Genomic DNA, 25,499 nt, shown 5'->3' with positions numbered 1-25,499 from the left:
TCATCATGTCACTTATTATTAAACCAATTATTTCAGAAAAAGCAAACTATCTTACAGATCTAAGAGGTGCTTATTCTTTCTTGGTTGCTCCTAAAGCAAACAAGATCCAGATTAAAGGTGCTATTGAAGCAGCTTACGGTGTAAAAGTAGCGGACGTTAGAACGATGATTTATGCACCAAAAGTTTCTTCAAAATACACGAAAAAAGGACTTCAAGTTGGGAAAACTAACAAATTGAAGAAAGCAGTTGTAACATTGGCTGCTGGAGAAGTTATTGACATTTTCGCAACAAATTAATTAATTATAAATAATAGTAATGTCTGTTAGAAAATTAAAACCTATCACCCCGGGACAGAGATTCAGAGTTGTTAATAACTTTGAGGAAATTACTACTAACAAGCCAGAGAAATCTCTGACAGTTGGTATTAAAAAGTCAGGTGGACGTAACCAAACTGGTAAAATGACCATGCGTTACACCGGCGGTGGACACAAAAAGAAATACAGAATTATCGACTTCAAAAGAAATAAATTTGATGTTGAAGCTACGGTAAAAACTGTAGAATATGATCCAAACAGAACTGCTTTCATCGCATTAGTTGAATATGCAGACGGAGAAAAGAGATACATCATCGCTCCAAACGGGATCAAAGTAGATCAGAAAATTGTTTCTGGAGAAAGCGTAGAACCAAATGTTGGTAACGCAATGAAATTGAAAAACATTCCATTGGGTACTATCATCTCTTGTGTTGAAATGAAGCCTGGACAAGGTGCTATTTTGGCAAGAAGTGCTGGTTCTTCAGCTCAATTAACTTCAAGAGACGGAAAATATGCAATCATCAAATTGCCTTCTGGAGAATCTAGAATGATCCTTACAGAATGTATGGCAATGGTTGGTTCGGTTTCTAACGGAGATCATCAGTTAACAGTATCAGGTAAGGCTGGTAGAAGCAGATGGTTAGGTAGAAGACCAAGAACAAGACCAGTAGTAATGAACCCAGTTGATCACCCAATGGGAGGTGGTGAAGGACGTTCTTCTGGAGGTCACCCAAGATCTAGAAACGGTAAGCCTGCTAAAGGTTACAAAACCAGAAAGAAAAACAAAGTGTCTAACCGTTACATCGTATCTAAAAGAAAATAATTATGGCAAGATCACTTAAAAAAGGACCATTCATTCATCATACTTTAGATAAGAAGGTTCAGGCAAATGTAGAGTCTGGTAAAAAGACTGTAATCAAAACTTGGTCTAGAGCATCTATGATTTCTCCAGACTTTGTAGGACAAACTATCGCTGTTCACAACGGGAAATCTTTTATCCCTGTTTATGTAACAGAAAACATGGTGGGTCACAAGTTAGGCGAATTTTCTCCGACAAGATCTTTCAGAGGTCACGGTGGTAACAAAAATAAAGGAGGTAGATAATCATGGGATCAAGAAAAAGAGAAAGTGCATTAGCACGTAAAATAGCAAACCAAGATGTGGCAAAAGCGTTGCATAACGACTGTCCGTCTTCTCCAAGAAAAATGAGATTAGTTGCTGATATCATTAGAGGGGTAGAAGTTGATAAAGCTTTGTATATCCTTAAATATTCTAAGAAAGATGCTTCTAACAAATTAGAAAAAGTATTGCTTTCTGCTATCGCAAACTGGCAAGCTAAAAACGAAGGTGCTGACATCGAGGAGGCTAACCTTATCGTTAAAGAAATCTATGTAGACAGTGCAAGACAATTGAAGAGACTAAGACCTGCGCCACAAGGTAGAGGTTACAGAATCAGAAAAAGATCTAACCACATTACACTAATTTTAGGTACTAAAAATTAATTCAAGGTATGGGACAGAAGACAAATCCAATTGGTAACAGATTAGGTATCATCAGAGGATGGGATTCTAACTGGTTTGGTGGTAAAAACTACGGCGATAGAATCGCTGAAGATTACAAAATCAGAAGATACCTTGAAGCAAGATTATCTAAAGGTGGAATTTCAAAAATCTATATTGAAAGAACACTGAAATTAGTAACAGTAACAATCACGACTGCAAGACCAGGATTAATCATTGGTAAAGGTGGTCAGGAGGTTGACAAATTGAAAGAAGAGTTGAAAAAATTGACTGGAAAGGATATCCAGATCAACATCTTCGAAATCAAAAGACCTGAGCTAGATGCAGTATTGGTTGCAGACAGCATTGCTAAGCAAATCGAAAACAGGATCTCTTACAGAAGAGCTGTTAAGATGGCTATGGCAAGCACAATGAGAATGGGTGCAGAAGGTATCAAAGTCATGATCTCCGGAAGATTGAATGGTGCAGAGATGGCAAGATCAGAATCTTTCAAAGAAGGTAGAATCCCTTTATCAACTTTCAGAGCAGATATCGATTACCACATCGGTGAAGCATTGACTCAGTATGGTAAATTAGGTGTTAAAGTTTGGATTATGAAAGGTGAAGTTTACGGTAAAAGAGAACTTACGCCGCTAGTAGGACAACAGAAAAAAGCACCAGCTGGAGGTAGAGAGAGAAACGACAGAGGAGAAAGAGGAGACAGAAAACCAAGAAGAAATAATTAATAAAATTTTAGAGGATAGTTTTTAAATGACCGTTACTTTTTTAAAATCTAAATTCTAAAATCTAAAATTTAAGAAATTATGTTACAACCAAAAAGAACCAAATTCCGTAGAGTTCATAAGATGAAAATGAAGGGGATTGCCCAGAGAGGTAATCAACTTGCTTACGGAACTTTCGGGATCAAAGCTATAGAAGGTGCTTGGATCACTGCAAGACAGATTGAAGCTGCGCGTATCGCTGCAACAAGATATATGAAAAGAGAAGGTCAACTATGGATCAAAATATTCCCAGATAAGCCTATTACCAAAAAACCAGCGGAAGTACGTATGGGTAAAGGTAAAGGTGCTGTAGAATATTGGGTAGCTGTAGTTAAACCTGGTAAAATTATGTTCGAAGTTGGTGGAGTTCCTTACGAAGTAGCGAAAGAAGCTCTTAGACTTGCTGCGCAGAAACTGCCGGTAGTTACCAAGTTCGTAGTTGCTAACGATTTTGTTAAACCTCAATAATCTCTATTACAATGAAAAAAGCTGACATCAAAAATTTAAGCGTAGAGGATATCAAAGTTCAATTGGCTGACGCTAAAGCTAACTATTCTAAACTGAAATTAGCACACAGAATTAGCCCAGTTGAAAATCCAATTCAGATCAGAGATTTGAGAAAAACAATCGCAAGACTTAATACAGAATTAACTAACAAACAATAATTCCTTTTTATAATGGATAGAAATTTAAGAAAAGAACGTATTGGAGTAGTTTCCAGCAATAAAATGGAAAAAACTATTGTTGTTAGTGAAACTACAAGAGTAAAACATCCAATGTACGGGAAATTCGTTTTGAAGACGAAAAAATATACCGCACACGATGAGAATAACGAGTGCAACGAAGGAGATACAGTTTTGATTACAGAAACTAGACCTTTGAGCAAGAGCAAAAGATGGAGATTAGTAAGAATCATTGAAAAAGCTAAGTAATAATGTTACAAACAGAATCAAGATTAAAAGTTGCTGATAACACAGGTGCAAAAGAAGTACTAGTTATCAGAGTTCTAGGAGGAACTAGAAGAAGATATGCTTCAGTTGGTGATAAAATCGTTGTTACTATCAAAGATTCTACACCATCAGGAAACGCAAAAAAAGGTCAGGTATCTAAAGCGGTAGTTGTAAGAACTAAAAAAGCGGTTAGAAGAAAAGATGGTTCATACATCAAATTCGAAGACAACGCTTGCGTATTGCTAAACGCTGCTGGAGAAATGAGAGGAACACGTGTTTTCGGACCGGTTGCCCGTGAGTTGAGAGACAAAGAATATATGAAGGTTATTTCATTAGCTCCTGAAGTACTTTAATTTTAAAATTTTAAGAAAATGTCAAAAGTTAAAATAAAAAGAGGAGACAACGTTATCGTTACTACCGGAAAAAATAAAGGGAGTAAAGGTGAAGTTCTTGAAGTAATCAAGAAAGAAGGTAAAGATCCTAGAGTTATTGTTGCAGGAATTAATATCGTTAAAAAACATACTAAGCCGTCTGCACAAAATCCTCAAGGTGGAATCGTTGAAAAGGAAGCTTCACTACATATTTCAAACGTATCATTAACTGATAAAAGCGGAAAAGCTACTAAAGTTGGATACAAAGTAGAAGGGGATAAAAAAGTAAGAGTTGCTAAAACAACAGGTGAAACTTTATAATTTAGAATTACAATGGAATATATAGTAAGACCAAAACAACAATATAAAGAGAAAATTGTTCCTGCAATGATGGAAGAATTTGGGTACAAGTCAGTAATGCAAGTGCCTAAGTTGGAGAAAATCGTTGTGTCACAAGGTTTGGGAGCTGCTACAGCTGACAAGAAAATTGTGGACTATGCAGTAGAAGAATTGACTGCAATCACAGGACAAAAAGCAGTTGGGACTCTTTCTAAAAAAGATGAAGCAGCCTTCAAATTAAGAAAAGGAATGCCTGTAGGAGCAAGAGTAACGCTTAGAGCTGATAAAATGTATGAGTTCCTAGACAGATTAACTTCTTCTGCACTTCCAAGAATTAGAGATTTTTCTGGAATCAAAGCTGACGGTTTTGACGGTAGAGGTAATTATAACTTAGGTATTACTGAGCAGATTATCTTCCCGGAGATCGTAATTGACAAAGTGAAAAAAATCCAGGGTATGGACATCACTTTCGTAACAACTGCGAAAACTGATAAAGAAGCAAAATCATTATTAACTCACTTCGGTTTACCTTTCAAAAAGAACTAAGAAATGGCTAAAGAATCAATGAAAGCGCGTGAGCGCAAAAGAGAAGCTACTGTAGCTAAATATGCTGAAAAAAGAAAAGCTTTGAAAGAAGCTGGAGATTATGAAGCATTACAAAAATTGCCTAAAAATGCTTCTCCTGTAAGATTACACAACAGATGTAAATTGACAGGAAGACCAAGAGGATATATGAGAACATTCGGTATTTCCAGAGTAACGTTCCGTGAAATGGCTAACAATGGTCTTATCCCGGGAGTTAAAAAAGCTAGTTGGTAAGCAATTAAAAACAATCGAGGCAATTAAGTTGTTGAGATACTAAAGCATAAAAAATATCAGACTGAAGTTTTCTGAGGTCTGATTTTTTTAATCTTCAAGTCTTTTCAATACTGGTTGTCATTAACCAATAATTTAAAACAAAGAAATGGTAACAGATCCAATTTCAGATTTCCTAACAAGAGTAAGGAACGCACAAAGCGCAGGCCACAAAGTGGTGGAAATTCCTGCATCGAAAATCAAAAAAGAGATCACTAAGATTCTTTTCGATCAAGGTTATATCTTGAACTACAAGTTCGAGGATAACGCTGTTCAAGGAGCTATCAAGATCGCTTTGAAGTATGATAAGCAAACTAACAAACCTGCGATCAAGTCTATACAAAGAGCTTCTAGACCAGGTCTACGTCAGTACAAAGGTTCTGAGGAACTTCCAAGAGTACTTAACGGACTAGGTGTGGCTATCATCTCTACTTCTAAAGGAGTAATGACTGATAAAAAAGCTAGACAGGAGAAAGTTGGAGGTGAAGTAATTTGCTACGTATATTAATTTTTTAAAACAAGGAAAATGTCAAGAATTGGTAAAGCAATTATAGAAGTTCCTGCTGGTGTTACTATCACTGAAAACAACGGCGTAGTAACGGTAAAAGGTCCTAAAGGAGAATTATCTCAGGAGCTTACATCAGGAATCAGCTTCACACAGGAAGATGGTAAATTAACATTTAACCGTCCTTCTGATTCAAAAGAACACAAAGCGCTTCACGGTTTGTACAGAGCGCTTATCAACAATATGATTGTTGGGACGTCTACAGGTTTCACAAAGCAATTAGAGCTTGTAGGAGTTGGTTACAGAGCATCTCACAATGGTCAAAAATTAGAATTGGCACTTGGATTTTCTCACGGTATTCTATTGGAACTTCCAAAAGAAGTAACATTGGATACTTTGACTGAAAAAGGGAAAAACCCGATCATTACATTATCTTCTTACGATAAACAACTTCTTGGAATGGTGGCTGCAAAGATCAGATCTTTCAGAAAACCTGAACCTTACAAAGGAAAAGGTGTGAGATTCGTGGGTGAAAACATCAGAAGAAAAGCCGGTAAATCTGCATAAAATTTAAGAAAATGGCATTAACAAAAGTTGAAAAACGAATCAGAATCAAAAGAAGAGTAAGAGGAAAGATCTCAGGATCTGCAGAATTACCAAGATTGTCTGTATTCAAAAGTAATAAAGAGATCTACGCACAATTAGTAGATGATAAAGACGGTAAAACATTAGTATCAGCTTCTTCTAGAGAGAAAGGGGTAGACGCTAAAGGAACTAAAACTGAAGTATCTGCAGCGGTAGGCAAAGCTATTGCAGCTAAAGCTAAAGCAGCTGGTATCGAAAGTGTTGTATTTGATAGAAATGGTTTTGTATACCACGGTAGAGTGAAAGCTCTTGCTGACGGTGCTAGAGAAGCAGGTCTTAAATTCTAATTTTAAAATTCAGAAAATATGTTAGATAGTAATATAGAAAGAGTTAAACCTGGAGGATTAGAATTAAAAGATCGTCTGGTTGCTGTTAATAGAGTAACTAAAGTAACGAAAGGTGGTAGAGCATTCGGATTTTCTGCAATTGTTGTTGTAGGAAACGAAGATGGTGTTATCGGTTACGGACTTGGAAAATCTAAGGAAGTTGCTTCTGCTATTGCGAAAGCTGTAGAAGATGCTAAGAAAAACTTGGTGAAAGTTCCTGTAATCAATCATACAATTCCTCACCAGACTTCTGCTAGATATGGTGGTGCTGATATCTTCTTGAGACCAGCTTCTCACGGTACAGGACTTATCGCCGGTGGTGCGGTAAGAGCGGTACTAGAATCTGCAGGTGTACACGATGTATTGTCAAAATCTAAAGGTTCTTCTAACCCACACAACGTGGTAAAAGCTACTTTCAACGCATTGTTGGATATCAGAAGACCAGAAGAAATTGCAAGAATGAGAGGGGTTTCTTTAAGTAAAGTGTTTAACGGTTAATCAATATAGCAATGGCAACAATCAAAGTAAAATTAGTTAGAAGTGCTATTAATCGTTCTAAAACTCAAAAAAGAACACTTGAAGCACTAGGATTTAAGAGACTTCAACAAGTTGTAGAACACGAAGCAACACCTTCTATTTTAGGAATGATTGCTTCTGTAAGTCACTTACTGGAAGTTCAAAAATAAGACAAAAGATAATGAGAAAAGGGATCTTTCTCTTTTCTCAATACTTTATCATTTAAAATCTCAATTACAAAATGAATTTAAATAACATACAACCAGCAGCAGGTTCTACTCACAATTCAAAAAGAATTGGTAGAGGTCAAGGAAGCGGAAAAGGTGGTACTTCAACAAAAGGGCATAAAGGTCAAAAAGCAAGAGCTGGTTATTCTCAGAAAATCGGTTTCGAAGGTGGACAGATGCCTTTGCAGAGAAGATTACCAAAATTTGGTTTCAAAAATATTAATAGAAAAGAGTTTAGAGCTATCAATCTTGATACAATCCAAACTTTGATCGATACTAAGAACATTACTGGTGATATCACTAGAGATGTATTAGTAGAAAACGGTCTTGCTTCTAAAAATGAATTAGTAAAAATCCTAGGTAGAGGTGATTTGAAATCAGGTGTTTCAATCTCTGCTGACAAATTTACTAAATCTGCTGAAGAAGCAATCAACAAGGCTGGAGGTAAAGCAATTACTCTTTAATTAATAACCAATGAAAGAATTTATACAAACACTAAAAAACATTTGGAGTCTAAAAGAGCTTAGAGATAAAATTATCTTGACACTTTCATTGGTCCTTGTGTATAGATTCGCATCGTATGTTTCTCTTCCGGCTATTAACATGGCAGAAGTTGGGAACTTATTACAACATTACAAAAACCAAGGCGGGAACCAACAAGGGGCCGGCCTTTTGGGTTTATTGTCATCTTTCACCGGAGGAGCGTTTAGCCGTGCTTCTATAATGGCACTAGGAATTATGCCTTATATCTCCGCTTCCATTATTGTTCAGCTGATGGGAATGGCTATTCCTTATCTTCAGAAATTACAGAAAGATGGAGAAAGTGGAAGGAATACATTAAACCAAATTACCAGATGGTTAACTATTGGGGTTTGTCTTGTACAGGCACCTTCGTACTTAACATCAGTAACACAATTTTTCTTGCCGTACGGTCAGTTCCAGTCAGCTTACTATATAGATCCGGCATCTGTGATGTTCTGGTTACCAAGTATCGTGATCCTCGTTGCAGGTTCTGTATTTGCAATGTGGTTAGGAGAAAAAATTACTGACAAAGGTATTGGTAATGGTATTTCAATCTTAATTATGGTGGGTATCCTTGCGGATCTTCCAACAGCTTTTTATCAAGAAGTTATTACACAGAATGGTAAAGGTGGTTTAGGAAGCATTATGATTTTGGTTGAAGTTGTATTTTGGTTATTAGTTGTTTTATTGGCAATTATTCTATCCGTAGCTGTTAGAAAAATTCCAATCCAATATGTGAGTAGAGCTCAGGCAAGAGGTGGTGTAAGCAGAAACCTGATGGAAGGCGCTAGACAATGGATTCCATTGAAAGTAAATGCAGCAGGAGTTATGCCGATCATCTTTGCTCAGGCATTGATGTTTGTACCCGGATTACTAACCAAAGTTGATGAATCTAATACATTTTTGGCAGGATTCAAAAATGTTTTTAGCTGGCAGTACAATGTATTGTTTGCATTATTAATTATAATTTTCTCATTTTTCTATACGGCAATTACTATTCCGGTTAATCAGATGGCTGATGATTTGAAGCGTAATGGTGGATTGATCCCGAAAGTAAGACCTGGAAAAGAAACGGCAGATTATCTGGATGATATTTTATCCAAAATAACCTTGCCGGGTGCAATTTTTTTATCTATCTTTGCAGTCCTTCCGGCAATAGTGCACGGAGCATTTGTTCAGACAGATAGATTTGCCCTGTTTTTTGGGGGTACATCGTTATTAATTATGGTGGGCGTTATCTTAGATACTGTTCAGCAAATTAATACGTATCTGCTGAACCATCATTATGACGGGTTGATGCAATCTAAATTATCAAGATCATCAAACTATTAATAATATAAATGGCAAAACAGAAACATATAGAACAAGACGGAGTGATTACGGAAGCACTTTCCAACGCACAATTCCGTGTAGAGCTAGAAAATGGGCACGTATTGATTGCCCATATTTCTGGTAAAATGAGAATGCATTATATAAAACTCTTACCCGGAGACAAGGTAAGACTCGAACTCTCTCCTTATGACTTGACTAAAGGGAGAATAACTTTTAGATATTAAAAATAACAAAATGAAGGTTAGAGCATCTATCAAAAAAAGAAGTGCAGACTGCAAGATCGTTAGACGAAAAGGCGTTCTGTTCGTAATTAACAAGAAAAACCCTAAATTTAAACAAAGACAAGGTTAAGAACCGATTAAATTATGGCGAGAATTTCAGGTATTGATTTACCAAAGAACAAAAGAGGCGTTATAGGACTTACTTATATCTACGGTATCGGTAAGAGCACAGCTTCAGAAATTTTGAAAAGCGCTGGAATCAGCGAAGACAAGAAAGTCAACGAATGGAATGACGATGAATTGGCAGCAATCAGAACTTACATCACCGAAAACGTAAAAGTTGAAGGAGAGCTTAGATCTGAAGTGCAATTGAACATCAAGCGATTGATGGACATAGGATGCCAACGAGGAATACGTCACAGACTGGGATTACCTTTAAGAGGCCAAAGAACGAAAAACAATTCTAGAACCCGTAAAGGAAAGAGAAAAACTGTTGCTAACAAGAAAAAGGCAAGTAAATAATCGTTAGAATTAATTATGGCAAAACAAACTAAAGTTGTTAAAAAAAGAAAAGTAAAAGTTGAAGCTATTGGTGAAGCACATATTCAGGCTTCTTTCAATAACATCATCATTTCTTTAACAAATAAAAACGGAGAGGTTATCTCTTGGGCATCTGCCGGTAAAATGGGATTCAGAGGTTCTAAAAAGAACACTCCTTTTGCTGCTCAAATGGCTGCTGAAAACTGTTCAGCTGTAGCTCACGAAGCAGGTCTTAGAAGAGTAAAAGTATTTGTAAAAGGTCCGGGTGCAGGTAGAGAATCTGCGATCAGATCTATTCACAATTCTGGGATTGAAGTAAGCGAAATCGTTGACGTGACACCTATGCCACACAACGGATGCAGACCTCCAAAAAGAAGAAGAGTTTAATCTTTTAATCCTCAAATCTTAATTACAATGGCAAGATATATTGGACCTAAAACTAAAATTGCTAGAAAATTTGGTCAGGCAATTTACGGAGACGATAAAAACTTCGAAAAAAGAAAAAATCAACCACCAGGACAACACGGTCCTAACAAAAGAAGAGGTGCGAAGAAATCAGAATACGCTACTCAGCTGGCTGAAAAGCAAAAGGCTAAGTACACTTATGGTATCCTTGAAAGACAATTTGCTAACCTTTTCGATAAAGCTCACAGAAGCAAAGGTGTAACAGGGGAAGTTCTATTGCAACTTTGCGAATCAAGATTGGATAACGTAGTTTACAGATTAGGTTTTGCTAAAACCAGATCTGCAGCTAGACAACTTGTTTCTCACAGACACATCACTGTGAACGGAGAACTGGTAAACATCCCTTCTTATTTGTTAAAAGCTGGTGACGAAATTGCTGTGAGAGAGAAATCAAAATCTCTTGAAGTAATCTCTAACGCTTTGGCTTCTAAAGCAAATTATGAGTGGTTACAATTCAATGACGAGAAAAAAACTGGTACTTTTGTAAGTGCTCCTGAGAGAATCCAAATTCCTGAGGACATCAAAGAACAGTTAATCGTCGAATTATACTCTAAATAATAATTTTTTCAAATTTTTGCTCAACCAGACTATGGCAATTTTAACATTTATAAAACCCGATAAAGTAATCCTGTTAAACTCTACAGATTTTAAAGGACAATTCGAATTCAGACCTTTGGAACCAGGTTTCGGGCTTACAATCGGTAATGCATTGAGAAGAGTTTTATTATCTTCTCTGGAAGGATATGCTATTTCATCTATCAAAATAGAAGGCGTAGAGCACGAATTTTCAACTATACCGGGAGTGATTGAAGATGTAACGGAAATCATTCTTAATCTTAAACAGCTTCGTCTTAAAGCTAAAACTGAAAATCCAGGAAACGAGCAGGTAACTGCAAAAGTATCCGGAAAGGATGTGGTGACTGCTGGAGATCTTGGAGGTTCTATCGTGAACTTCGAAGTTCTCAACCCAGAATTGGTAATCGCTACTTTGGCTAAAGATGTAACGTTTGAAATTACTTTCAACATTGAAAAAGGAAGAGGATATGTTCCGAGCGATCAGAACAAATCAAACAATGCTCCTGTCGGGACTATTGCTATTGACTCTATCTTCACACCTATCAAGAAAGTTCAGTACAGTATAGAAAATTACCGTGTAGAGCAAAAAACGGACTACGAAAAACTAGTATTGGATATCGAAACTGATGGATCAATCACACCTCAGAATGCTTTAACAGAGGCTTCCAAGATCTTGATCTACCACTTTATGTTGTTCTCTGATGAAAGAATCACTCTTGAAACAGAGGCTGTAAAGGCATCCATCCAATACGACGAAGAAACACTTCATACAAGACAATTACTTAAGTCAAAATTGGCAGATATGGATCTTTCTGTAAGAGCCCTTAACTGTCTGAAAGCGGCTGAAGTAGAAACGCTTGGAGAATTGGTTTCTTTTAGTAAGTCTGATTTGATGAAATTCAGAAATTTTGGTAAAAAATCTTTAACAGAACTTGAAGAATTGGTTCATTCAAAAGGACTAAATTTCGGGTTTGATGTTGCAAAATATAAGTTAGACGCTGATAAATAATCCTCAAAATGAGACACGGAAAAAAGATAAATCACTTAGGTAGAACTGCACCACACAGAAAAGCAATGCTTTCTAATATGGCTTGTTCCCTGATTGAACATAAAAGAATCAACACTACTGTTGCTAAAGCGAAAGCTTTAAGAGTTTACGTGGAACCAATCCTGACTAAGGCTAAAGAAGATACAACTCACAATAGAAGAATCGTTTTCTCTTACCTACAAAGTAAAGAAGCGGTTACTGAATTGTTCAGAACTGTAGCTCCTAAAATTGCTGAAAGAAACGGTGGTTACACAAGAATCATCAAAACTGGTTTCAGACCTGGTGATGCTGCTGATACTGCGCTTATCGAGTTGGTAGATTTCAACGATATCTACAATCCAAATGAAGCTGAGAAGAAAACAACCAGAAGAAGTAGAAGATCTACTACTGCTCCTAAAAAAGAAGCTGCTCCTGTTGTTGAAGCTACTGAAGCTAAAGTGGAAGAAACTCCGGCTGCAGAAACTGCTACAGAAGAAAAAACTGAAGAATAAGAATTCTAAGTTTTTAAATATAAAACCACCTCAATCGAGGTGGTTTTTTTGTTTGTATTTTGGTAGTGTTCCAAACAAGTTGGTAAATAAAAATAGTATTGATATTCAATACTATTTTTATAGAAAACAAGATAGAAAAAATGATTTTGAAATGGTAATGCAGGTAGCCAGAGCAGGAGAAATTAGAAAAAAGGCTATCTAAAATGTTGAGAATCATAAAAGGTGTTCCAGATGTGTTGGTGAATTATAATTGATCACGACTTACAAATCCGCGACATCGTTTTTTTTGTTGAGACAATTTCAATAGCTTACTTTTGTAGATATATAACCTTAAAAATAATATCAATGAAAATAAAGCGTATAGATTTTCTAAAAATCTTAACTGTTTTCATCATATTGTTTGGACTATCACCAACAATTGTTGCACAAAATCTTAAGAACATTGTCAAATCTCCCGATGGAACCATTACGTTAGAAGTTGGGACCAATCAAGGCAAAGTGTTTTACAAAGTTTCTAAAGACAAAAAATCTATTCTTAATGAATCTTATCTCGGATTTGAACTGAAAGGGAATTCCTTCAAAGATAACTTTTCAATCAAAAATATTTCACACTCTAAGTTTGATAAAACCTGGCAACAACCATGGGGCGAAGAAATCAATGTGAGAAATCATTATAATGAAATGAAAGTTTCGGTCAAAGAAAACTCAGAATTAACAAGAGAGCTTGTAATTAATTTCAGAGTTTTTGATGATGGATTTGGTTTCAGGTACGAATTTCCTGAGCAAAAGAATCTGAAAGAATTTATCATTATGGATGAACTGACGGAATTTAATTTTGCTGATGACCACAAAACCTGGTCGATTCCTTATAATACAGCATTCTATGAAGGTTTGTACAAATCGAATCCGATCTCGAAACTTGATACGGTTGCAACACCTTTGACAATGGAAACCAAGAATGGATTATTCCTGACTGTTCATCAGGCTAATCTAACAGATTATGCATCAATGAATCTTGCCGGAGATAAGAACTCAACAAAACTAAAGGTTTATCTTACACCTTGGGCAACCGGCGAAAAAGTCTTTACAAAAGCACCATCAACAACACCTTGGCGAACAGTGATCATTGCGAAATCTGCCGGAGATCTAATGCTTTCAAGATTGATGCTGAATCTTAATGAACCGAACAAATTGGGTGATGTTTCTTGGATCAAGCCGGGAAGATACATAGGGATTTGGTGGGCAATCCATATGGAAAAATACACATGGAAAGCTGGACCAAATCACGGTGCGAAAACCGAAAATGTACTGCGATATATTGACTTTGCTGCTAAACATAATTTCTCAGGAGTTCTTGTAGAAGGCTGGAACAAAGGTTGGGAAGACTGGAAAGATTTCCAATTCTCTGAACCTTACCCGGATTTTGACATCAAAAAAATCACGGATTATGCTAAGTCCAAAAATGTTGCTTTGATCGGTCATCACGAAACGGCTGGTAACACTATTAATTATGAAAATCAAATGAGTGATGCATTTGCTTATTACAAAAAATATGGTGTTGATATTGTGAAAACAGGTTACGTTGGTGGAAAATTAAATGGTAAACAACCACACAGCAGTCAGTATGGTGTTCGTCATTACAGGAAAGTAATTGAAGAAGCAGCTAAACACAAAATCATGATTGATAATCACGAACCTGTAATGCCAACCGGTTTACAAAGAACGTTACCGAATCTTATGACACAGGAAGGTGTTCGCGGACAGGAATGGGATGCTTGGTCAAAAGATGGTGGAAATCCGCCGGAACATACGACAATTATTCCATTTACAAGGGGTTTAGCCGGGCCGACTGATTTCACGCCGGGAACTTTCAATTTCATCAATCCGGTTTTGCCGAATACGAAAGTTCATACAACTCTGGCAAAACAATTAGCCTTATCAGTTGTTATTTACAGTCCTTTGCAGATGGCGTCTGATATGATTGAAAATTATGAAAACAATCCTGCTTTTGAGTTCATTACAAATTGTCCGACAGACTGGAGCCAAACTGTTGTTCCGGATGCAAAAATCGGGGAGTTTGTAACCATTGCAAGAAAAGATAAAGCGTCTGAAAATTGGTTTTTAGGTAGCATTACCAACAAAGATGCAAGAACTGTAAAACTGGATTTGAGGTTTCTGGATGCTGGGAAGAAATATAAAGCGAAGATTTTCAGGGACGGAAAAGATGCGGATTATGAAAAGAACCCTTATCCAATTATCATTGAGGAAAAAGAAGTAGACAGCAAAACTATTCTCTCCGTTGATCTGGCTAGAAGTGGCGGCGTAGCAATCATTTTTACTAAGTTTTAATTTACAATATAAAAAAACTCCCGTGTGTTCTTCTAAAAACACACGAGAGTTTTGTTCAAAAGACACGAGAGTTTTAGTGAAAAGGCACGTGTATTTTTAGGCATTGTCTCAAATGGCCTATTCATCGGGCTTGCGGAAGGCCGTTTTTTTGATTTAAATACTAATGGAAAATCAACAAAAGGGAGTAGGATTTCCTTACTCTCTTTTATTTTTAACATCAATAAAACCATTAATTTTGCGTTTAAGAATTTATTAAAACATTTATGAATCTCATTCGAAAGTTCGCATCAATATATTTTTTGCTGGTAAGTTTCATTGCTTTCTCTCAAATAGAAAATCCGGTTTATACTTTACCAAAAATCAAGTCCAACATCACGCTTCCTGTTTCGCTCCCGATTTCGGAGATCAACAGCCTTGTTAATCAATCCATAAAAGGTGTTTTGTATGAGGATCAATCTTACACGGATAACAATAATGATCAATTCAAAATAAAAGTTGAAAAACAGAATAACATCAATATAAAAGCTCTAACCAACAATCGTCTGATGATCTCGGTCCCTTTGAAAATATGGGCAGAGAAAGGTTATGGGACTTTGGGCTATTATATGTACAAAGACACGAATTTTAATCTGATAATGAATTTCATAACCAGTCTTACGGCGACACAAGATTGGAAACTTGATACAAAAACAACAACCGCAGGATTTGTCTGGACTCAGAAACCGGTTTTGGATTATGGCAAAGTGAAAATCCCGATTGCATCTTTTATAGAATCAACTTTGAAAGAGCAGCAAGGAAAATTCACAACAATTATTGATCAGCAGATTAAAACGAAATTCAATCTTCAGCCTTATTTGGTAATGGCTTGGAACCAGTTCTCAAAGCCGATCAATGTTTCGGAAGAATACAATACATGGTTGAAGATTACACCGCAAAATACTTACATGGCGCCGCTTCAGGTTTTCCAGGACAAAATCAAAACAACCATTGGGATTGACTTATATTCGGAAACCTTTGTTGGGCAGATTCCTTTAGCAACAAGAGACGTCAATACAGTTCCAAATTTTACTTTAAACCCAAATCTTCAAAATGTTTTTAACTTGCAAACCACGGCAAACATCAGTTTTGATGAAGCAACGAGACTTGCAAGACAGCAATTTCAGGATAAAGAATTCCCGATGAGCAGTGAAAAAAATAAGGTGAAAATTACCGAAATATCGGTATATAAGGAAAAAGACAATGTTGTCATAGAAGCGCATACAAGCGGTGAAGTCAATGGGACAGCTTTCATCAAAGGCCAACCCTATTACAGCGCAGAAGAACACAAAATAAAGCTGAATGTCAACGATTTTAATCTCAAAACCAAAAATTTCTTCCAGAAAGCTTTGACTGTTCTCTTCGAAGGTAAGATCAGGAGAATGATTGAAAAAGACTATGGCATCCCATTGCTGGACATCGAAAATGCATCTAAAAAAAGCCTTACAGAAAACTTTAATAAAGAATATGTAAAAGGCATCAGGCTAAAGGGAAATGTTCTTGATCTTAAACCGACACAGTTTTTATTATCAGAGAAATATATAACCGTTGTTATTGATACAAAAGCACAATTGCAAATGAATATTTCCGGATTGAGTTTTTAATAATGTTTCTTTAGTTTCTTTGTTTTTGTTGATAATAATGAGCGTAATATTATTTATATTTGCTAACAATTAAATTTAAAAATGAAGAAAACTCTATCTCTGGCAATTGTTTTGACATATACTTGTGGATTTGCACAAGAATCCAAAGAATTGACCAAGCTTAAAAAAGAAACGCATGCTAGTGTTACGATAAGCAATAGCACTCTTAATCCAAATTTTATTCGTTTTGAAAACTCTGATGCACTTCAACTAAAATCTGCAGGTGCAAAAGCGAAAGTAACAGAATTTTTAGCGGAGAATTTCAAAGCTTTTAATCTGAAATCTGTAAATGATCTGGTCTTTGTAGAAGAAAAAACAGATAATTATGGATTAAAGAATGTTACTTACAGGCAACAATATCAGGGAGTTCCGGTTTATGACGGCATTTTGAAATTCCATTTTAATGGAAAAGAACAATTAACCTCTGTTAATGGGAATACAATTTCTAACATCAAAGTAAATTCTACACCAGATATATCGGCGGCTGATGCTGGTAATATTGCTAAGAACTTAGTCACAAAACAAGATCTAAATAAATCTGGTACAGCTCTGGAAGCTGCAAAAACCAATCTTTTGATTTTTCCGAAATACTTGGCTCAGGGAGGAGTTGTTACTTCTTATTTAGCTTATGAAGTGGAAGTTACAAATAAAAAAGATGTAAGAGAATTTCTTTTTATCGATGCTCATACAGGAGAACTGGTAGAGCAATTTACAGGGATTCATCCAATCGACAGAAAGTTGTATGAAACTAATACCAATTCTTCTAACCTGAAGTGGAAAGAAGGTGATGCTTTTCCGGGGACTTTAAGCAGCTGGCAGCAGAATGAAGTAACAACATCGGAACATGTTTATAATTTCTTCAAAAATGCTTTCGGATATGTGTCTTATGACTCGGCAGACCATACAATGATTACGGTTAACAATGACCCGACAATATCTTGCCCGAATGCAAGATGGAATGGAACATATGCAGGATATTGTGACGGAACTGCAACAGATGACGTGATTGCTCATGAATGGGGACATGCTTATACAGAATATACAAGTGGATTGATTTATCAGTATCAGTCTGGCGCTCTTAACGAGTCTTATTCCGATGTTTGGGGGGAAACCATTGATTTACTAAACAATTATATGGATGAAGGAGAAAATCTAAGTGTAAGAACAACGGCTTCATGCTCGGGCTCTCTTCGTTGGAAAATGGGCGAGGATGCAACAGCTTTTGGCGGCGCTATCCGTGATATGTGGAATCCAAACTGTAACAGTCAACCTTCAAAAGTATTGGATCCTAGTTATTATTACTGTGGAACAGCGGATAGTGGAGGTGTTCACACCAATTCTGGGCCGACAAATCATTTATATGCATTGCTTGTAGATGGAGGAACTTACAATGGCTACACTATTACAGGAATTGGTTTCATAAAAGCAGCTCATCTTTGGTGGAAAGCACAGACAACATATCTTACGGCTACTAGTGATTTTGCAAACTTTGCTGATGCACTGGAAGCTTCCGCAAATGACCTGATCGGAATTAATTTACAAGGATTATCAACTACAGCTAATCCAGCAGGACTAAGCGGGAAGTCTTTCACTTCGGCAGATATTCAGAATATTAAAAACGGAATTTTGGCGGTACAATTGAGGTCATCTCCTGCAACTCAATGTAATTATCAGCCAATTTTAAAAGCTGTTCCAGATCTTTGTGCAAGTGCGACTTCTAATCCTTTGTTCAGGGAAGATTGGGAAAATGGTCTAGGAAACTGGACAGTTTCTAATGTTCCTACAAAGCCTGCTACTTGGGAGGCGAGAGATTGGACAGTTAAAGGTAATTTACCAAAATCAAGAGCCGGTAAGGCTATATTTGCAATAGATCCAATTAATGGCGATTGCAATACGGATTTGCAAAATGGAATTCTTCGTCTGGAAAGCCCGACAATTACGTTTCCTGCCTTTACTACCGGGAAATACGAAATGGCTTTCAATCATTATATTGCCACAGAAGCTACCTGGGACGGTGGAAATATCAAATACAGCTTAAATGGAGGTGCATGGACATTATTGCCAGTTACGGCTTTCACACAAAATGCTTATAATAGTGCATTAGACGGAACTGCTCAAAGTGATAATCCACTGAAAGGACAGAGAGCTTTTACAGGAACAGATGGCGGATCACTTGGAGGAAGCTGGGGACAAAGTGTGATAGATCTTTCTAAAATCGGTGTGACTTCCGGTTCTAAAATCAAATTTAGATTCGAATTTGGAACGGATGGCTGTAACGGAATAGAAGGTTGGTATCTGGATGAAATTTATGTTTACAACTGTAGTACATTAGCTGTTGAAGATGTTCAGAAGCAGAATGGAATCAACGTGTACCCTAATCCGACTTCAGGATTTGTGACAATTCAGAATAAGAATAATACAAATCTGAAAAATGTAGAAATTTACAACTCAGCCGGACAATTGATTCAGAAATTTAACCTGAATAACAATACCAAGAATGCTTCATTAGATATGAGCCAATTGGTGAATGGAACTTATGTTCTGAAAGTCGTTTCTGATATAGAGAGTAATACTGTAAAAGTAATCAAGAAATAATCGTTTGACTATAAAACCATAAAAAGCTTCTGAATTATCAGAAGCTTTTTTTATTTTAAAATGCAGCAGATTAAAATTTAATAGCTGTTTCAAGTGATAGTTCCATCATAGTTCTCAATGCTTTTTCTCTTTGGTCGGCTGAGATTTGCTCGTGAGTTGGGATAATGTCAGAAACCGTTAAGATTGTTGCTGCATTTTTACCCAAATGTTGTGCATTAGCAAAAAGCGCAAAAGCTTCCATTTCTACGGCAGGACAATTGTGTCTTACGGCTATTTCCGGAACAGCAGGGTCTTTTCTGTAGAAAATATCGCTGGAGTGGATGTTGGTTGCTTTAGCTTCCAAACCTAATTCTTTTGCTGTTTCATTGATTTTATCAAAAACACTTCCTTGGTTAGAAATGGCATCTTCTTCAATTCCCCAGGCAAATTTTGCGTAAGTACTTTCACTCGCTGCCTTTTCTACATTCAGGATATCGAATAATTTTAAATCTGTAGAATAAGCACCACAAGTTCCGATTCTAATGATCGTTTCAACTTCATACTCGGTAAACAATTCGAAAGAGTAAATTCCGATACTTGGAAATCCCATTCCGCTCGCACCAACAGTAATTTCTTTACCTTTATAATTTCCTGTGTAGAAATAGATGTTTCTTGTTTGACTGACCAATTTGGCGTCTGTCAAAAAATTATCAGCAATATATTTTGCTCTAAGTGGATCGCCGGGCATCAAAACCGTCTTTGCGATTTCTCCTTTTTTAGCACTAATGTGAACACTCATTTTTATGAATTTTTTTTAAGACCGTGAATATAAAATTTATTATTCGATTTATGTAAATGATTTTGAAATAAAATTATTTATTAGAGTACTTGATTTTTGTGATTACTTTCGGAAGTCTTATCATAGAATAGTAAAAAATTAGGAAGATCAAGAATCGATTAATAAAATAAAAACACCCTTCATTTGAAGAGTGCTTTTGGTGGAGTTGGAGGGATTCGAACCCTCGTCCAAACAAGCAATACGCAAGCTTTCTACATGCTTATTTTGCTATTGATTTTCGAGCTCAGGCAGAGAGCAAACACCCAACCTAAACCTTAGCTTCTAAAATTTTCGAGTTTTGGTCAAAGCATCCAAAACCTTATTTCCGCATTCCTATATCCCAGGATCCAACGTCGCAGAACAGAACATTGGTGAGACATCTTGCTTCCTTACTGAAATCTTCGGGAAACGCTTGAATCTACTAAACTTCGATTATTAAGCTGCAAGAGCGAACTCTTCGTTGCCAGTTAAAATGTTGTAGCAAGGGATTTAAGAGATCGCGCTACGGTTCTCTGCATGCTTACTTACCCATTGGTCTTGCTGTCGAAACCAGTCAACCCCAATTTTTAAGATAAGACAACAAATTTACGCAAAAAAAACAGTCCAACAAAATCACGTCATTTATCATTTATATTTGGGCGTGACCCTCGCCAAAACGTACCAGCCGCTCGGGTCGGGCTGTCCGTTGCAATCTTTTGGGGATTTTGCAAAATCCCCAAAAGGATTTCCACTACCATCCCTCACGCGCTTCGCAAAAAACGAAATTTGTCAATCATTAGACCTTTTGAGATAAAAGAAAATCAGCAAAATCCCCCAAAATCAACGAGTGATAAAATAGCTGAGCAAAGCGCCTTTGCGAACCTTAAAAATATTTCAACAATGATAAAAGAAACCTTTGCGTACTTTGCGTTTAAAGCATCAGTATTCAAAACCATTCTCAAAATAATTTTAACAAAACCAAAACTTTCAATTTCTAAAAAATTCCCAAAACAGGTTAAAGTCGGTTAAACTATCTCTTTCAAAACCCTTTCATCACAATATCAGAGCTGATTAAAACTAATTTTGTACAAACTTAATTCTGTGAAAATTAAATTATTATTTCTTCTTATCACATTATTCTCGATAAGAATCTTTTCCCAGTCAGACTATATTTTGGGAAATATTACCAACGAGAGTGGAGACAAGCTGCCTTTCGCCAGCATTCATAACCTCAGAACAGATCAGATTGTGATGTCTGACAATATGGGAAATTTCGCCATTGCAGCCAAACCTTCGGATGAATTGAGAATATCCAGGCAAGGTTATGAACGAAGTTTGATTTTATTAACATCCGGGAGTTTCTCAAAGAGTTTAGACGTAAAATTAACAACCATTCCGCAAGAGATAGAAGAAGTCAGGCTATCATTCAAGCCAACCGGAATCTTGAAAAAAGACGTTACAAGACTCAATCCGCCACCAAAAGTTGTTGCACTCAACAGCGCAATGAACAATTATATGAGAACACCCCTCAATGAAGTCGTTCCAAAAGCTTCAACGCCTTCCGCTTTCAAACAACCGGATTTTGCAGCCGGACAAGTCAATTTGATGAAATTAGCCGGTGCGATTGGTGGACTTCTAGGAAAAGCAACATCATCTCCCAAAACAACTGCCGATTATAGCGAAACCCAAGAGTTCTACAAACGGGTAAAATCTGCTATTGATTTAGGCTATTATACACAATATGGCTTAGACGAGTACGATTTCGATATTTTTCTAGCCTATGCAGACCAGGCTTATAATTTGGCAAAGAACTATAGAAAGAACTTTGACAAGGCTGCGATCGATTCAAAACTTAAAATGGCTTTCTCAGAATATATCAAAACTCACAACTTTTCCAAGAAACAGTCGGAAGGTTAAAAATTTTAATCATTTTATAATCATTGCGAAGAAGCAAAGATTTTAAAATTTTATTTGTTTAATATTAAAACACTTTTAACAATGGTTTTTATGTAAAATGTTTAAATTGAATTTTGCCTTTTAATAGCCGTAAGAACTTGCTTTCCCTCATAAAATCCCTATTCATAGGACTTTTAACATAATGTGGAAAACTTTAGCCGATGATTGTCAGTTTTTTGACATTTTTTGGACTTTCGCTCTTTCATTTGTTGTATTCAATTTCTATTTTTGTGTTACCGCTTTGGGAGAAAAAGCAATAGATTTTAAAGTGCTGATTTCCTATATCCTACCGGTGATTACTCTTATAAAGAAACATTAAAGCATTAAACTATGGGGATTTTTGATAAAAGAATAAGTTATAAACCGTTTGAATATCCGGAAGTTTTACAATTTATAGAAGCTATCAACAAGTCCTATTGGGTGCATTCGGAAGTGGATTTCACAGCGGATGTTCAAGATTTCCATTCTCAGTTGGAGCCACACGAGAAAAATGCTGTGAAGCATGCGCTTTTGGCAATTGCTCAGATCGAGGTTAACGTAAAAACATTTTGGGGGAATCTCTATCACCATCTTCCAAAACCGGAACTGAATGGTTTGGGAGCAACATTTGCGGAATGCGAATTCCGTCACTCCGAGGCTTATTCCAGATTGTTGGAAGTGTTGGGTTATAACGATGAGTTCCTGAATGTAATTGACATTCCAGCGGTAAAAAACAGAATCGATTATTTGGGAAAAGTCTTGAAAAATGCCAATTCCCAGGATCCGAAATCTTACGTTTCATCATTGTTGCTTTTCAGTATCTTGATAGAAAATGTGTCCCTGTTCAGCCAGTTTGCTATCATTTTGTCTTTCACAAGATTCAAAGGCTATATGAAAAACGTTTCCAACATCATCGCGTGGACGTCTGTAGATGAACAAATACATGCTAACGGAGGAATCTATTTGATTAATAAAATCAGAGAAGAGCAGCCTAATTTACTGACTGATGACGATATCGAATCGATTTATGACTTAGTTGATGAGTCTATTGAAATGGAATCCGATATCCTGGATTGGATTTTTGAACTAGGCGAAATCGAACACGTTTCCAAGAAAAATCTTTTGGATTTTATGAAATACAGAGTGGATGACTCTTTGAAGAAAATCGGAATGAAAACGAGATACAACGTAACGCCGGAAGATTACAGACCAATGGTTTGGTTTGAAGAGGAAGTTTTTGCCAACTCTTTAGATGATTTCTTCGCAAAACGTCCGGTAGATTATACAAAACACGACAAGTCGATCACGGCGAACGATTTGTTTTAGATTTTTGTTGGAAGTCAGATGTCGGAAGATGGAAGTTTTTTGACGACTAGTTTTGAATAAATTAAGTATACGACAAGAACATAATATTGTCATTCCGGAGGAATCTTGACAGCTTAGTTTAGATTCCTCCGGAATGACAAACTGAATAGAAACCCTTTCAGAGTTCTGAACTATGAAAGGGTTGTGAAAAGAAAATTTTAAGAAATAGTTTACAGATTCTTGGAGTTTTCTTTTTTATGTGATAAAACCAAATATTAGTCTGAGTCGCTTGGTTTTATTTAAATATTAGTCATCAACTAAATTTAAATCAATATGAACTCAGACATTATTTCAGAAATTGAGCACAGCAAGTCAGACAATTTCCAATTAGGAGAATACATTTATATGGGAATGGGTTTGACACGAGGACATAGAGTATGTATGTCCGTAGCCTACAAAATTGACTATTGCATCAAAAAAGCAAAGCAGTTTGAAGAGATTAATAATGATGTGACTTTTACACACATCAACAAAGTAAAAATTGGAGAATTGGAACGGAGCAGGAAGATACTTTTGAACTAATTCAGTAAATTTAAAAAGAAAATTAGCAAGCAAAATAATAAAGTTATGATGGACGAGAATATAGATATCTGGTGGCTCAACGAAGAGTCTGAGCAAATGCTTAACAGAGGTTACCTTCTGAAAGGGGAAACTGTAGAAGGCGCAATTGACAGAATTACAACTGCAGCAGCAAAACGTCTTTACAAACCGGAATTGCAGCCGGCTTTCAAAGAGATGATTGTGAAGGGCTGGATCAGTTTTTCTTCTCCGGTTTGGGCTAATATGGGAACACAGCGTGGTTTGCCGATATCTTGTTTCAACGTTCATATTCCTGATAATATCGAAGGTATTACTCACAAATTGGGTGAAGTGATTATGCAGACGAAAATCGGTGGAGGAACTTCAGGTTACTTCGGGGAATTGAGAAATAGAGGAACGGCTGTTACAGACAATGGAAAATCTTCCGGAGCAGTTTCTTTTATGAAATTATATGATACAGCGATGGATGTGGTTTCTCAAGGTGGTGTGAGAAGAGGAGCTTTCGCAGCTTATCTTGACATTGACCACGGAGATATCGAAGAATTTTTGAGTATCAAAGATATCGGAAGTCCAATCCAGAATTTATTCACAGGTGTTTGCGTTCCGGATTACTGGATGCAAGATATGATTGATGGTGATGTTGAAAAGAGAAAAATCTGGGCAAGAGTTTTGGAAAGCCGTCAGCAAAAAGGTTTGCCATATATTTTCTTTACAGATAACGTGAACAGAAACAAACCTCAGGTTTATAAAGATGCAGGATTGATGGTTAACGCTAGTAATCTTTGTTCAGAGATTATGTTGCCTTCAACGGCTAATGAATCTTTCATCTGCTGTTTATCATCAATGAACCTTGAATTATACGATGAGTGGAAAGATACGAATGCTGTGAAATTAGCCATCTATTTCCTGGATGCGGTTCTATCAGAATTCATCGAGAAAACAGAAGGCAATTATTACCTGACTTCTGCTAGAAACTTTGCAATGCGTCACAGAGCACTTGGATTAGGCGTTTTAGGATATCATTCATATTTGCAGAAAAATATGATTCCTTTCGAGAGTTTCCAGGCAACTCAGTTCAATGCAAGAGCATTCCGTCATATCAAAGAACAAGCTGAAATTGCTTCTAAAGAATTGGCTAACATCTACGGAGAGCCGGATATGCTTAAAGGTTACGGACTAAGAAATACAACGTTGTTAGCTGTTGCTCCAACCACTTCAAGCTCTGCAATTCTTGGGCAAACATCTCCGGGAATTGAACCTTTTGCTTCTAACTATTACAAAGCAGGTTTGGCAAAAGGAAACTTTATGCGTAAGAACAAATATCTGGCAAAATTGCTAGACGAAAAAGGTCTTGATAATGAAGAAACCTGGAGAACTATTATGCTGAATCACGGTTCTGTTCAGCATCTTGAAGGTTTGACAGATGATGAGAAAGCCGTTTTCAAAACGTTCAGAGAGATTTCTCCGATGGAGATTGTTTCCCAGGCTGCTCAAAGACAACAATATATTGACCAGGCTCAATCACTTAACCTGCAGATTCCTTCTACAATGCCAGTGAAAGACGTTAACTATGTAATGATAGAAGCTTGGAAAAAAGGCGTAAAAACATTGTACTACCAAAGAAGTTCTTCGGTTTCGAAAGAATTAATGGTCAACTTTGTGACTTGCTCTGCTTGTGAAGCTTAAATAGTAGAAACTAATAATTGATAATCAAAA

At 36.6% G+C, this 25,499-nt stretch carries 35 protein-coding genes and 1 other RNA gene; 34 read left to right on the top strand and 2 right to left on the bottom strand.

Annotated features, from left to right (window positions below; all coding sequences use genetic code 11):
• The first annotated feature begins 5 nt into the window (after positions 1 to 5).
• The 29 genes from rplW to AC5P2S_RS15505 all read left to right on the top strand — a co-directional run bounded on the left by rplW (position 6) and on the right by AC5P2S_RS15505 (position 19,147).
• Positions 6 to 296 carry a 50S ribosomal protein L23 gene (gene rplW / locus AC5P2S_RS15645; protein ID WP_072997618.1) on the top strand — a complete coding sequence of 97 codons (291 nt, stop codon included), beginning with the start codon at positions 6 to 8 and terminating at the stop codon, positions 294 to 296.
• A gap of 19 nt (positions 297 to 315) precedes the next feature.
• Entirely contained in the window at positions 316 to 1,137 is an 822-nt protein-coding gene (gene rplB, locus AC5P2S_RS15640) for a 50S ribosomal protein L2 (protein ID WP_120212471.1), read from the top strand.
• A gap of 2 nt (positions 1,138 to 1,139) precedes the next feature.
• Complete coding sequence (rpsS, locus tag AC5P2S_RS15635) at positions 1,140 to 1,418, top strand: 30S ribosomal protein S19 (protein ID WP_027383317.1); 279 nt, start codon at positions 1,140 to 1,142, stop codon at positions 1,416 to 1,418.
• 2 nt (positions 1,419 to 1,420) lie between these two features.
• A complete protein-coding gene (gene rplV / locus AC5P2S_RS15630; RefSeq protein WP_120212472.1) occupies positions 1,421 to 1,816 on the top strand; it encodes a 50S ribosomal protein L22 in 396 nt (131 codons plus the stop codon).
• A gap of 8 nt (positions 1,817 to 1,824) precedes the next feature.
• Entirely contained in the window at positions 1,825 to 2,559 is a 735-nt protein-coding gene (gene rpsC / locus AC5P2S_RS15625; protein WP_120212473.1) for a 30S ribosomal protein S3, read from the top strand.
• 78 nt (positions 2,560 to 2,637) lie between these two features.
• Positions 2,638 to 3,063 (top strand): 50S ribosomal protein L16, encoded by a 426-nt coding sequence (rplP, locus tag AC5P2S_RS15620; protein ID WP_120212474.1) that lies wholly within the window; start codon positions 2,638 to 2,640, stop codon positions 3,061 to 3,063.
• An 11-nt stretch (positions 3,064 to 3,074) separates the two neighbouring features.
• Positions 3,075 to 3,260 (top strand): 50S ribosomal protein L29, encoded by a 186-nt coding sequence (rpmC, locus tag AC5P2S_RS15615; protein WP_027383313.1) that lies wholly within the window; start codon positions 3,075 to 3,077, stop codon positions 3,258 to 3,260.
• A 9-nt stretch (positions 3,261 to 3,269) separates the two neighbouring features.
• Positions 3,270 to 3,527 carry a 30S ribosomal protein S17 gene (gene rpsQ, locus AC5P2S_RS15610; protein WP_120212476.1) on the top strand — a complete coding sequence of 86 codons (258 nt, stop codon included), beginning with the start codon at positions 3,270 to 3,272 and terminating at the stop codon, positions 3,525 to 3,527.
• A 2-nt stretch (positions 3,528 to 3,529) separates the two neighbouring features.
• Positions 3,530 to 3,898 (top strand): 50S ribosomal protein L14, encoded by a 369-nt coding sequence (gene rplN / locus AC5P2S_RS15605; protein WP_027383311.1) that lies wholly within the window; start codon positions 3,530 to 3,532, stop codon positions 3,896 to 3,898.
• Between the two features lie 18 nt (positions 3,899 to 3,916).
• On the top strand, positions 3,917 to 4,237 hold the full coding sequence (rplX, locus tag AC5P2S_RS15600) for a 50S ribosomal protein L24 (RefSeq protein ID WP_120212477.1): 321 nt from the start codon (positions 3,917 to 3,919) through the stop codon (positions 4,235 to 4,237).
• 12 nt (positions 4,238 to 4,249) lie between these two features.
• Positions 4,250 to 4,801: a 50S ribosomal protein L5 gene (rplE, locus tag AC5P2S_RS15595; RefSeq protein WP_120212478.1), complete on the top strand. Its 552-nt coding sequence runs from the start codon at positions 4,250 to 4,252 to the stop codon at positions 4,799 to 4,801.
• Positions 4,802 to 4,804: 3 nt separating this feature from the next.
• Positions 4,805 to 5,074 (top strand): 30S ribosomal protein S14, encoded by a 270-nt coding sequence (gene rpsN / locus AC5P2S_RS15590; RefSeq protein ID WP_027383308.1) that lies wholly within the window; start codon positions 4,805 to 4,807, stop codon positions 5,072 to 5,074.
• 145 nt (positions 5,075 to 5,219) lie between these two features.
• Complete coding sequence (gene rpsH, locus AC5P2S_RS15585; protein ID WP_027383307.1) at positions 5,220 to 5,618, top strand: 30S ribosomal protein S8; 399 nt, start codon at positions 5,220 to 5,222, stop codon at positions 5,616 to 5,618.
• Between the two features lie 18 nt (positions 5,619 to 5,636).
• Positions 5,637 to 6,182 (top strand): 50S ribosomal protein L6, encoded by a 546-nt coding sequence (gene rplF, locus AC5P2S_RS15580; protein WP_283417684.1) that lies wholly within the window; start codon positions 5,637 to 5,639, stop codon positions 6,180 to 6,182.
• Between the two features lie 11 nt (positions 6,183 to 6,193).
• Positions 6,194 to 6,547 (top strand): 50S ribosomal protein L18, encoded by a 354-nt coding sequence (gene rplR / locus AC5P2S_RS15575; RefSeq protein ID WP_120212480.1) that lies wholly within the window; start codon positions 6,194 to 6,196, stop codon positions 6,545 to 6,547.
• An 18-nt stretch (positions 6,548 to 6,565) separates the two neighbouring features.
• Positions 6,566 to 7,084: a 30S ribosomal protein S5 gene (rpsE, locus tag AC5P2S_RS15570; RefSeq protein WP_089768531.1), complete on the top strand. Its 519-nt coding sequence runs from the start codon at positions 6,566 to 6,568 to the stop codon at positions 7,082 to 7,084.
• An 11-nt stretch (positions 7,085 to 7,095) separates the two neighbouring features.
• Positions 7,096 to 7,272 carry a 50S ribosomal protein L30 gene (rpmD, locus tag AC5P2S_RS15565; protein ID WP_027383303.1) on the top strand — a complete coding sequence of 59 codons (177 nt, stop codon included), beginning with the start codon at positions 7,096 to 7,098 and terminating at the stop codon, positions 7,270 to 7,272.
• A 71-nt stretch (positions 7,273 to 7,343) separates the two neighbouring features.
• Complete coding sequence (rplO, locus tag AC5P2S_RS15560; protein WP_120212481.1) at positions 7,344 to 7,793, top strand: 50S ribosomal protein L15; 450 nt, start codon at positions 7,344 to 7,346, stop codon at positions 7,791 to 7,793.
• A 10-nt stretch (positions 7,794 to 7,803) separates the two neighbouring features.
• The gene (gene secY / locus AC5P2S_RS15555; RefSeq protein ID WP_283417686.1) at positions 7,804 to 9,183 is read left to right on the top strand and encodes a preprotein translocase subunit SecY; all 1,380 of its coding nucleotides are present in this window, start codon (positions 7,804 to 7,806) and stop codon (positions 9,181 to 9,183) included.
• Positions 9,184 to 9,191: 8 nt separating this feature from the next.
• Positions 9,192 to 9,407, top strand: coding sequence for a translation initiation factor IF-1 (gene infA, locus AC5P2S_RS15550; protein WP_027383300.1), 216 nt, complete (start codon positions 9,192 to 9,194; stop codon positions 9,405 to 9,407).
• 10 nt (positions 9,408 to 9,417) lie between these two features.
• On the top strand, positions 9,418 to 9,534 hold the full coding sequence (gene rpmJ / locus AC5P2S_RS15545; RefSeq protein WP_007839480.1) for a 50S ribosomal protein L36: 117 nt from the start codon (positions 9,418 to 9,420) through the stop codon (positions 9,532 to 9,534).
• Between the two features lie 14 nt (positions 9,535 to 9,548).
• On the top strand, positions 9,549 to 9,926 hold the full coding sequence (gene rpsM, locus AC5P2S_RS15540) for a 30S ribosomal protein S13 (RefSeq protein ID WP_283417687.1): 378 nt from the start codon (positions 9,549 to 9,551) through the stop codon (positions 9,924 to 9,926).
• Between the two features lie 15 nt (positions 9,927 to 9,941).
• The gene (gene rpsK, locus AC5P2S_RS15535; RefSeq protein ID WP_034694697.1) at positions 9,942 to 10,331 is read left to right on the top strand and encodes a 30S ribosomal protein S11; all 390 of its coding nucleotides are present in this window, start codon (positions 9,942 to 9,944) and stop codon (positions 10,329 to 10,331) included.
• A gap of 27 nt (positions 10,332 to 10,358) precedes the next feature.
• On the top strand, positions 10,359 to 10,967 hold the full coding sequence (rpsD, locus tag AC5P2S_RS15530) for a 30S ribosomal protein S4 (RefSeq protein WP_283417688.1): 609 nt from the start codon (positions 10,359 to 10,361) through the stop codon (positions 10,965 to 10,967).
• 31 nt (positions 10,968 to 10,998) lie between these two features.
• Positions 10,999 to 11,994 carry a DNA-directed RNA polymerase subunit alpha gene (locus AC5P2S_RS15525; protein WP_089768543.1) on the top strand — a complete coding sequence of 332 codons (996 nt, stop codon included), beginning with the start codon at positions 10,999 to 11,001 and terminating at the stop codon, positions 11,992 to 11,994.
• 8 nt (positions 11,995 to 12,002) lie between these two features.
• Positions 12,003 to 12,524: a 50S ribosomal protein L17 gene (gene rplQ, locus AC5P2S_RS15520; protein WP_494555523.1), complete on the top strand. Its 522-nt coding sequence runs from the start codon at positions 12,003 to 12,005 to the stop codon at positions 12,522 to 12,524.
• Positions 12,525 to 12,869: 345 nt separating this feature from the next.
• Positions 12,870 to 14,873, top strand: coding sequence for a glycoside hydrolase family 97 protein (locus AC5P2S_RS15515; RefSeq protein WP_494555522.1), 2,004 nt, complete (start codon positions 12,870 to 12,872; stop codon positions 14,871 to 14,873).
• Positions 14,874 to 15,136: 263 nt separating this feature from the next.
• Complete coding sequence (locus AC5P2S_RS15510) at positions 15,137 to 16,513, top strand: DUF4403 family protein (RefSeq protein WP_494555521.1); 1,377 nt, start codon at positions 15,137 to 15,139, stop codon at positions 16,511 to 16,513.
• Between the two features lie 81 nt (positions 16,514 to 16,594).
• Complete coding sequence (locus AC5P2S_RS15505) at positions 16,595 to 19,147, top strand: M4 family metallopeptidase (protein WP_494555520.1); 2,553 nt, start codon at positions 16,595 to 16,597, stop codon at positions 19,145 to 19,147.
• A 70-nt stretch (positions 19,148 to 19,217) separates the two neighbouring features.
• Here the strand turns inward: AC5P2S_RS15505 and deoD are convergent, their stop codons facing one another.
• Complete coding sequence (gene deoD, locus AC5P2S_RS15500; RefSeq protein WP_283417692.1) at positions 19,218 to 19,925, bottom strand: purine-nucleoside phosphorylase; 708 nt, start codon at positions 19,923 to 19,925, stop codon at positions 19,218 to 19,220.
• Between the two features lie 197 nt (positions 19,926 to 20,122).
• Positions 20,123 to 20,525: a transfer-messenger RNA gene (gene ssrA, locus AC5P2S_RS15495) on the bottom strand.
• A 204-nt stretch (positions 20,526 to 20,729) separates the two neighbouring features.
• Between ssrA and AC5P2S_RS15490 the strand changes: the two genes are divergently transcribed.
• The 5 genes from AC5P2S_RS15490 (at position 20,730) to AC5P2S_RS15470 (ending at position 25,469) form a co-directional block, all read left to right on the top strand.
• The gene (locus AC5P2S_RS15490; protein WP_494555519.1) at positions 20,730 to 20,972 is read left to right on the top strand and encodes a hypothetical protein; all 243 of its coding nucleotides are present in this window, start codon (positions 20,730 to 20,732) and stop codon (positions 20,970 to 20,972) included.
• Between the two features lie 72 nt (positions 20,973 to 21,044).
• The gene (locus AC5P2S_RS15485) at positions 21,045 to 21,860 is read left to right on the top strand and encodes a peptidase associated/transthyretin-like domain-containing protein (protein WP_283417693.1); all 816 of its coding nucleotides are present in this window, start codon (positions 21,045 to 21,047) and stop codon (positions 21,858 to 21,860) included.
• A gap of 369 nt (positions 21,861 to 22,229) precedes the next feature.
• Entirely contained in the window at positions 22,230 to 23,204 is a 975-nt protein-coding gene (locus AC5P2S_RS15480; protein ID WP_283417694.1) for a ribonucleotide-diphosphate reductase subunit beta, read from the top strand.
• A gap of 312 nt (positions 23,205 to 23,516) precedes the next feature.
• Positions 23,517 to 23,765, top strand: coding sequence for a hypothetical protein (locus tag AC5P2S_RS15475; protein WP_494555518.1), 249 nt, complete (start codon positions 23,517 to 23,519; stop codon positions 23,763 to 23,765).
• 21 nt (positions 23,766 to 23,786) lie between these two features.
• Positions 23,787 to 25,469, top strand: coding sequence for a ribonucleoside-diphosphate reductase subunit alpha (locus tag AC5P2S_RS15470; protein WP_494557043.1), 1,683 nt, complete (start codon positions 23,787 to 23,789; stop codon positions 25,467 to 25,469).
• The last annotated feature ends 30 nt before the right edge of the window (positions 25,470 to 25,499 follow it).

The organism is Epilithonimonas sp. 33E (genome assembly GCF_059372615.1).
This window is presented reverse-complemented; position numbering and strand designations above follow the sequence as displayed.

Coding starts and splice junctions, on each gene's coding strand:
- rplW (WP_072997618.1), top strand. CDS start 6: ATGTCACTTATTATTAAACCAATTATTTCAGAAAAAGCAAACTATCTT.
- rplB (WP_120212471.1), top strand. CDS start 316: ATGTCTGTTAGAAAATTAAAACCTATCACCCCGGGACAGAGATTCAGA.
- rpsS (WP_027383317.1), top strand. CDS start 1,140: ATGGCAAGATCACTTAAAAAAGGACCATTCATTCATCATACTTTAGAT.
- rplV (WP_120212472.1), top strand. CDS start 1,421: ATGGGATCAAGAAAAAGAGAAAGTGCATTAGCACGTAAAATAGCAAAC.
- rpsC (WP_120212473.1), top strand. CDS start 1,825: ATGGGACAGAAGACAAATCCAATTGGTAACAGATTAGGTATCATCAGA.
- rplP (WP_120212474.1), top strand. CDS start 2,638: ATGTTACAACCAAAAAGAACCAAATTCCGTAGAGTTCATAAGATGAAA.
- rpmC (WP_027383313.1), top strand. CDS start 3,075: ATGAAAAAAGCTGACATCAAAAATTTAAGCGTAGAGGATATCAAAGTT.
- rplN (WP_027383311.1), top strand. CDS start 3,530: ATGTTACAAACAGAATCAAGATTAAAAGTTGCTGATAACACAGGTGCA.
- rplX (WP_120212477.1), top strand. CDS start 3,917: ATGTCAAAAGTTAAAATAAAAAGAGGAGACAACGTTATCGTTACTACC.
- rplE (WP_120212478.1), top strand. CDS start 4,250: ATGGAATATATAGTAAGACCAAAACAACAATATAAAGAGAAAATTGTT.
- rpsN (WP_027383308.1), top strand. CDS start 4,805: ATGGCTAAAGAATCAATGAAAGCGCGTGAGCGCAAAAGAGAAGCTACT.
- rpsH (WP_027383307.1), top strand. CDS start 5,220: ATGGTAACAGATCCAATTTCAGATTTCCTAACAAGAGTAAGGAACGCA.
- rplF (WP_283417684.1), top strand. CDS start 5,637: ATGTCAAGAATTGGTAAAGCAATTATAGAAGTTCCTGCTGGTGTTACT.
- rplR (WP_120212480.1), top strand. CDS start 6,194: ATGGCATTAACAAAAGTTGAAAAACGAATCAGAATCAAAAGAAGAGTA.
- rpsE (WP_089768531.1), top strand. CDS start 6,566: ATGTTAGATAGTAATATAGAAAGAGTTAAACCTGGAGGATTAGAATTA.
- rpmD (WP_027383303.1), top strand. CDS start 7,096: ATGGCAACAATCAAAGTAAAATTAGTTAGAAGTGCTATTAATCGTTCT.
- rplO (WP_120212481.1), top strand. CDS start 7,344: ATGAATTTAAATAACATACAACCAGCAGCAGGTTCTACTCACAATTCA.
- secY (WP_283417686.1), top strand. CDS start 7,804: ATGAAAGAATTTATACAAACACTAAAAAACATTTGGAGTCTAAAAGAG.
- infA (WP_027383300.1), top strand. CDS start 9,192: ATGGCAAAACAGAAACATATAGAACAAGACGGAGTGATTACGGAAGCA.
- rpmJ (WP_007839480.1), top strand. CDS start 9,418: ATGAAGGTTAGAGCATCTATCAAAAAAAGAAGTGCAGACTGCAAGATC.
- rpsM (WP_283417687.1), top strand. CDS start 9,549: ATGGCGAGAATTTCAGGTATTGATTTACCAAAGAACAAAAGAGGCGTT.
- rpsK (WP_034694697.1), top strand. CDS start 9,942: ATGGCAAAACAAACTAAAGTTGTTAAAAAAAGAAAAGTAAAAGTTGAA.
- rpsD (WP_283417688.1), top strand. CDS start 10,359: ATGGCAAGATATATTGGACCTAAAACTAAAATTGCTAGAAAATTTGGT.
- AC5P2S_RS15525 (WP_089768543.1), top strand. CDS start 10,999: ATGGCAATTTTAACATTTATAAAACCCGATAAAGTAATCCTGTTAAAC.
- rplQ (WP_494555523.1), top strand. CDS start 12,003: ATGAGACACGGAAAAAAGATAAATCACTTAGGTAGAACTGCACCACAC.
- AC5P2S_RS15515 (WP_494555522.1), top strand. CDS start 12,870: ATGAAAATAAAGCGTATAGATTTTCTAAAAATCTTAACTGTTTTCATC.
- AC5P2S_RS15510 (WP_494555521.1), top strand. CDS start 15,137: ATGAATCTCATTCGAAAGTTCGCATCAATATATTTTTTGCTGGTAAGT.
- AC5P2S_RS15505 (WP_494555520.1), top strand. CDS start 16,595: ATGAAGAAAACTCTATCTCTGGCAATTGTTTTGACATATACTTGTGGA.
- deoD (WP_283417692.1), bottom strand. CDS start 19,925: ATGAGTGTTCACATTAGTGCTAAAAAAGGAGAAATCGCAAAGACGGTT.
- AC5P2S_RS15480 (WP_283417694.1), top strand. CDS start 22,230: ATGGGGATTTTTGATAAAAGAATAAGTTATAAACCGTTTGAATATCCG.
- AC5P2S_RS15475 (WP_494555518.1), top strand. CDS start 23,517: ATGAACTCAGACATTATTTCAGAAATTGAGCACAGCAAGTCAGACAAT.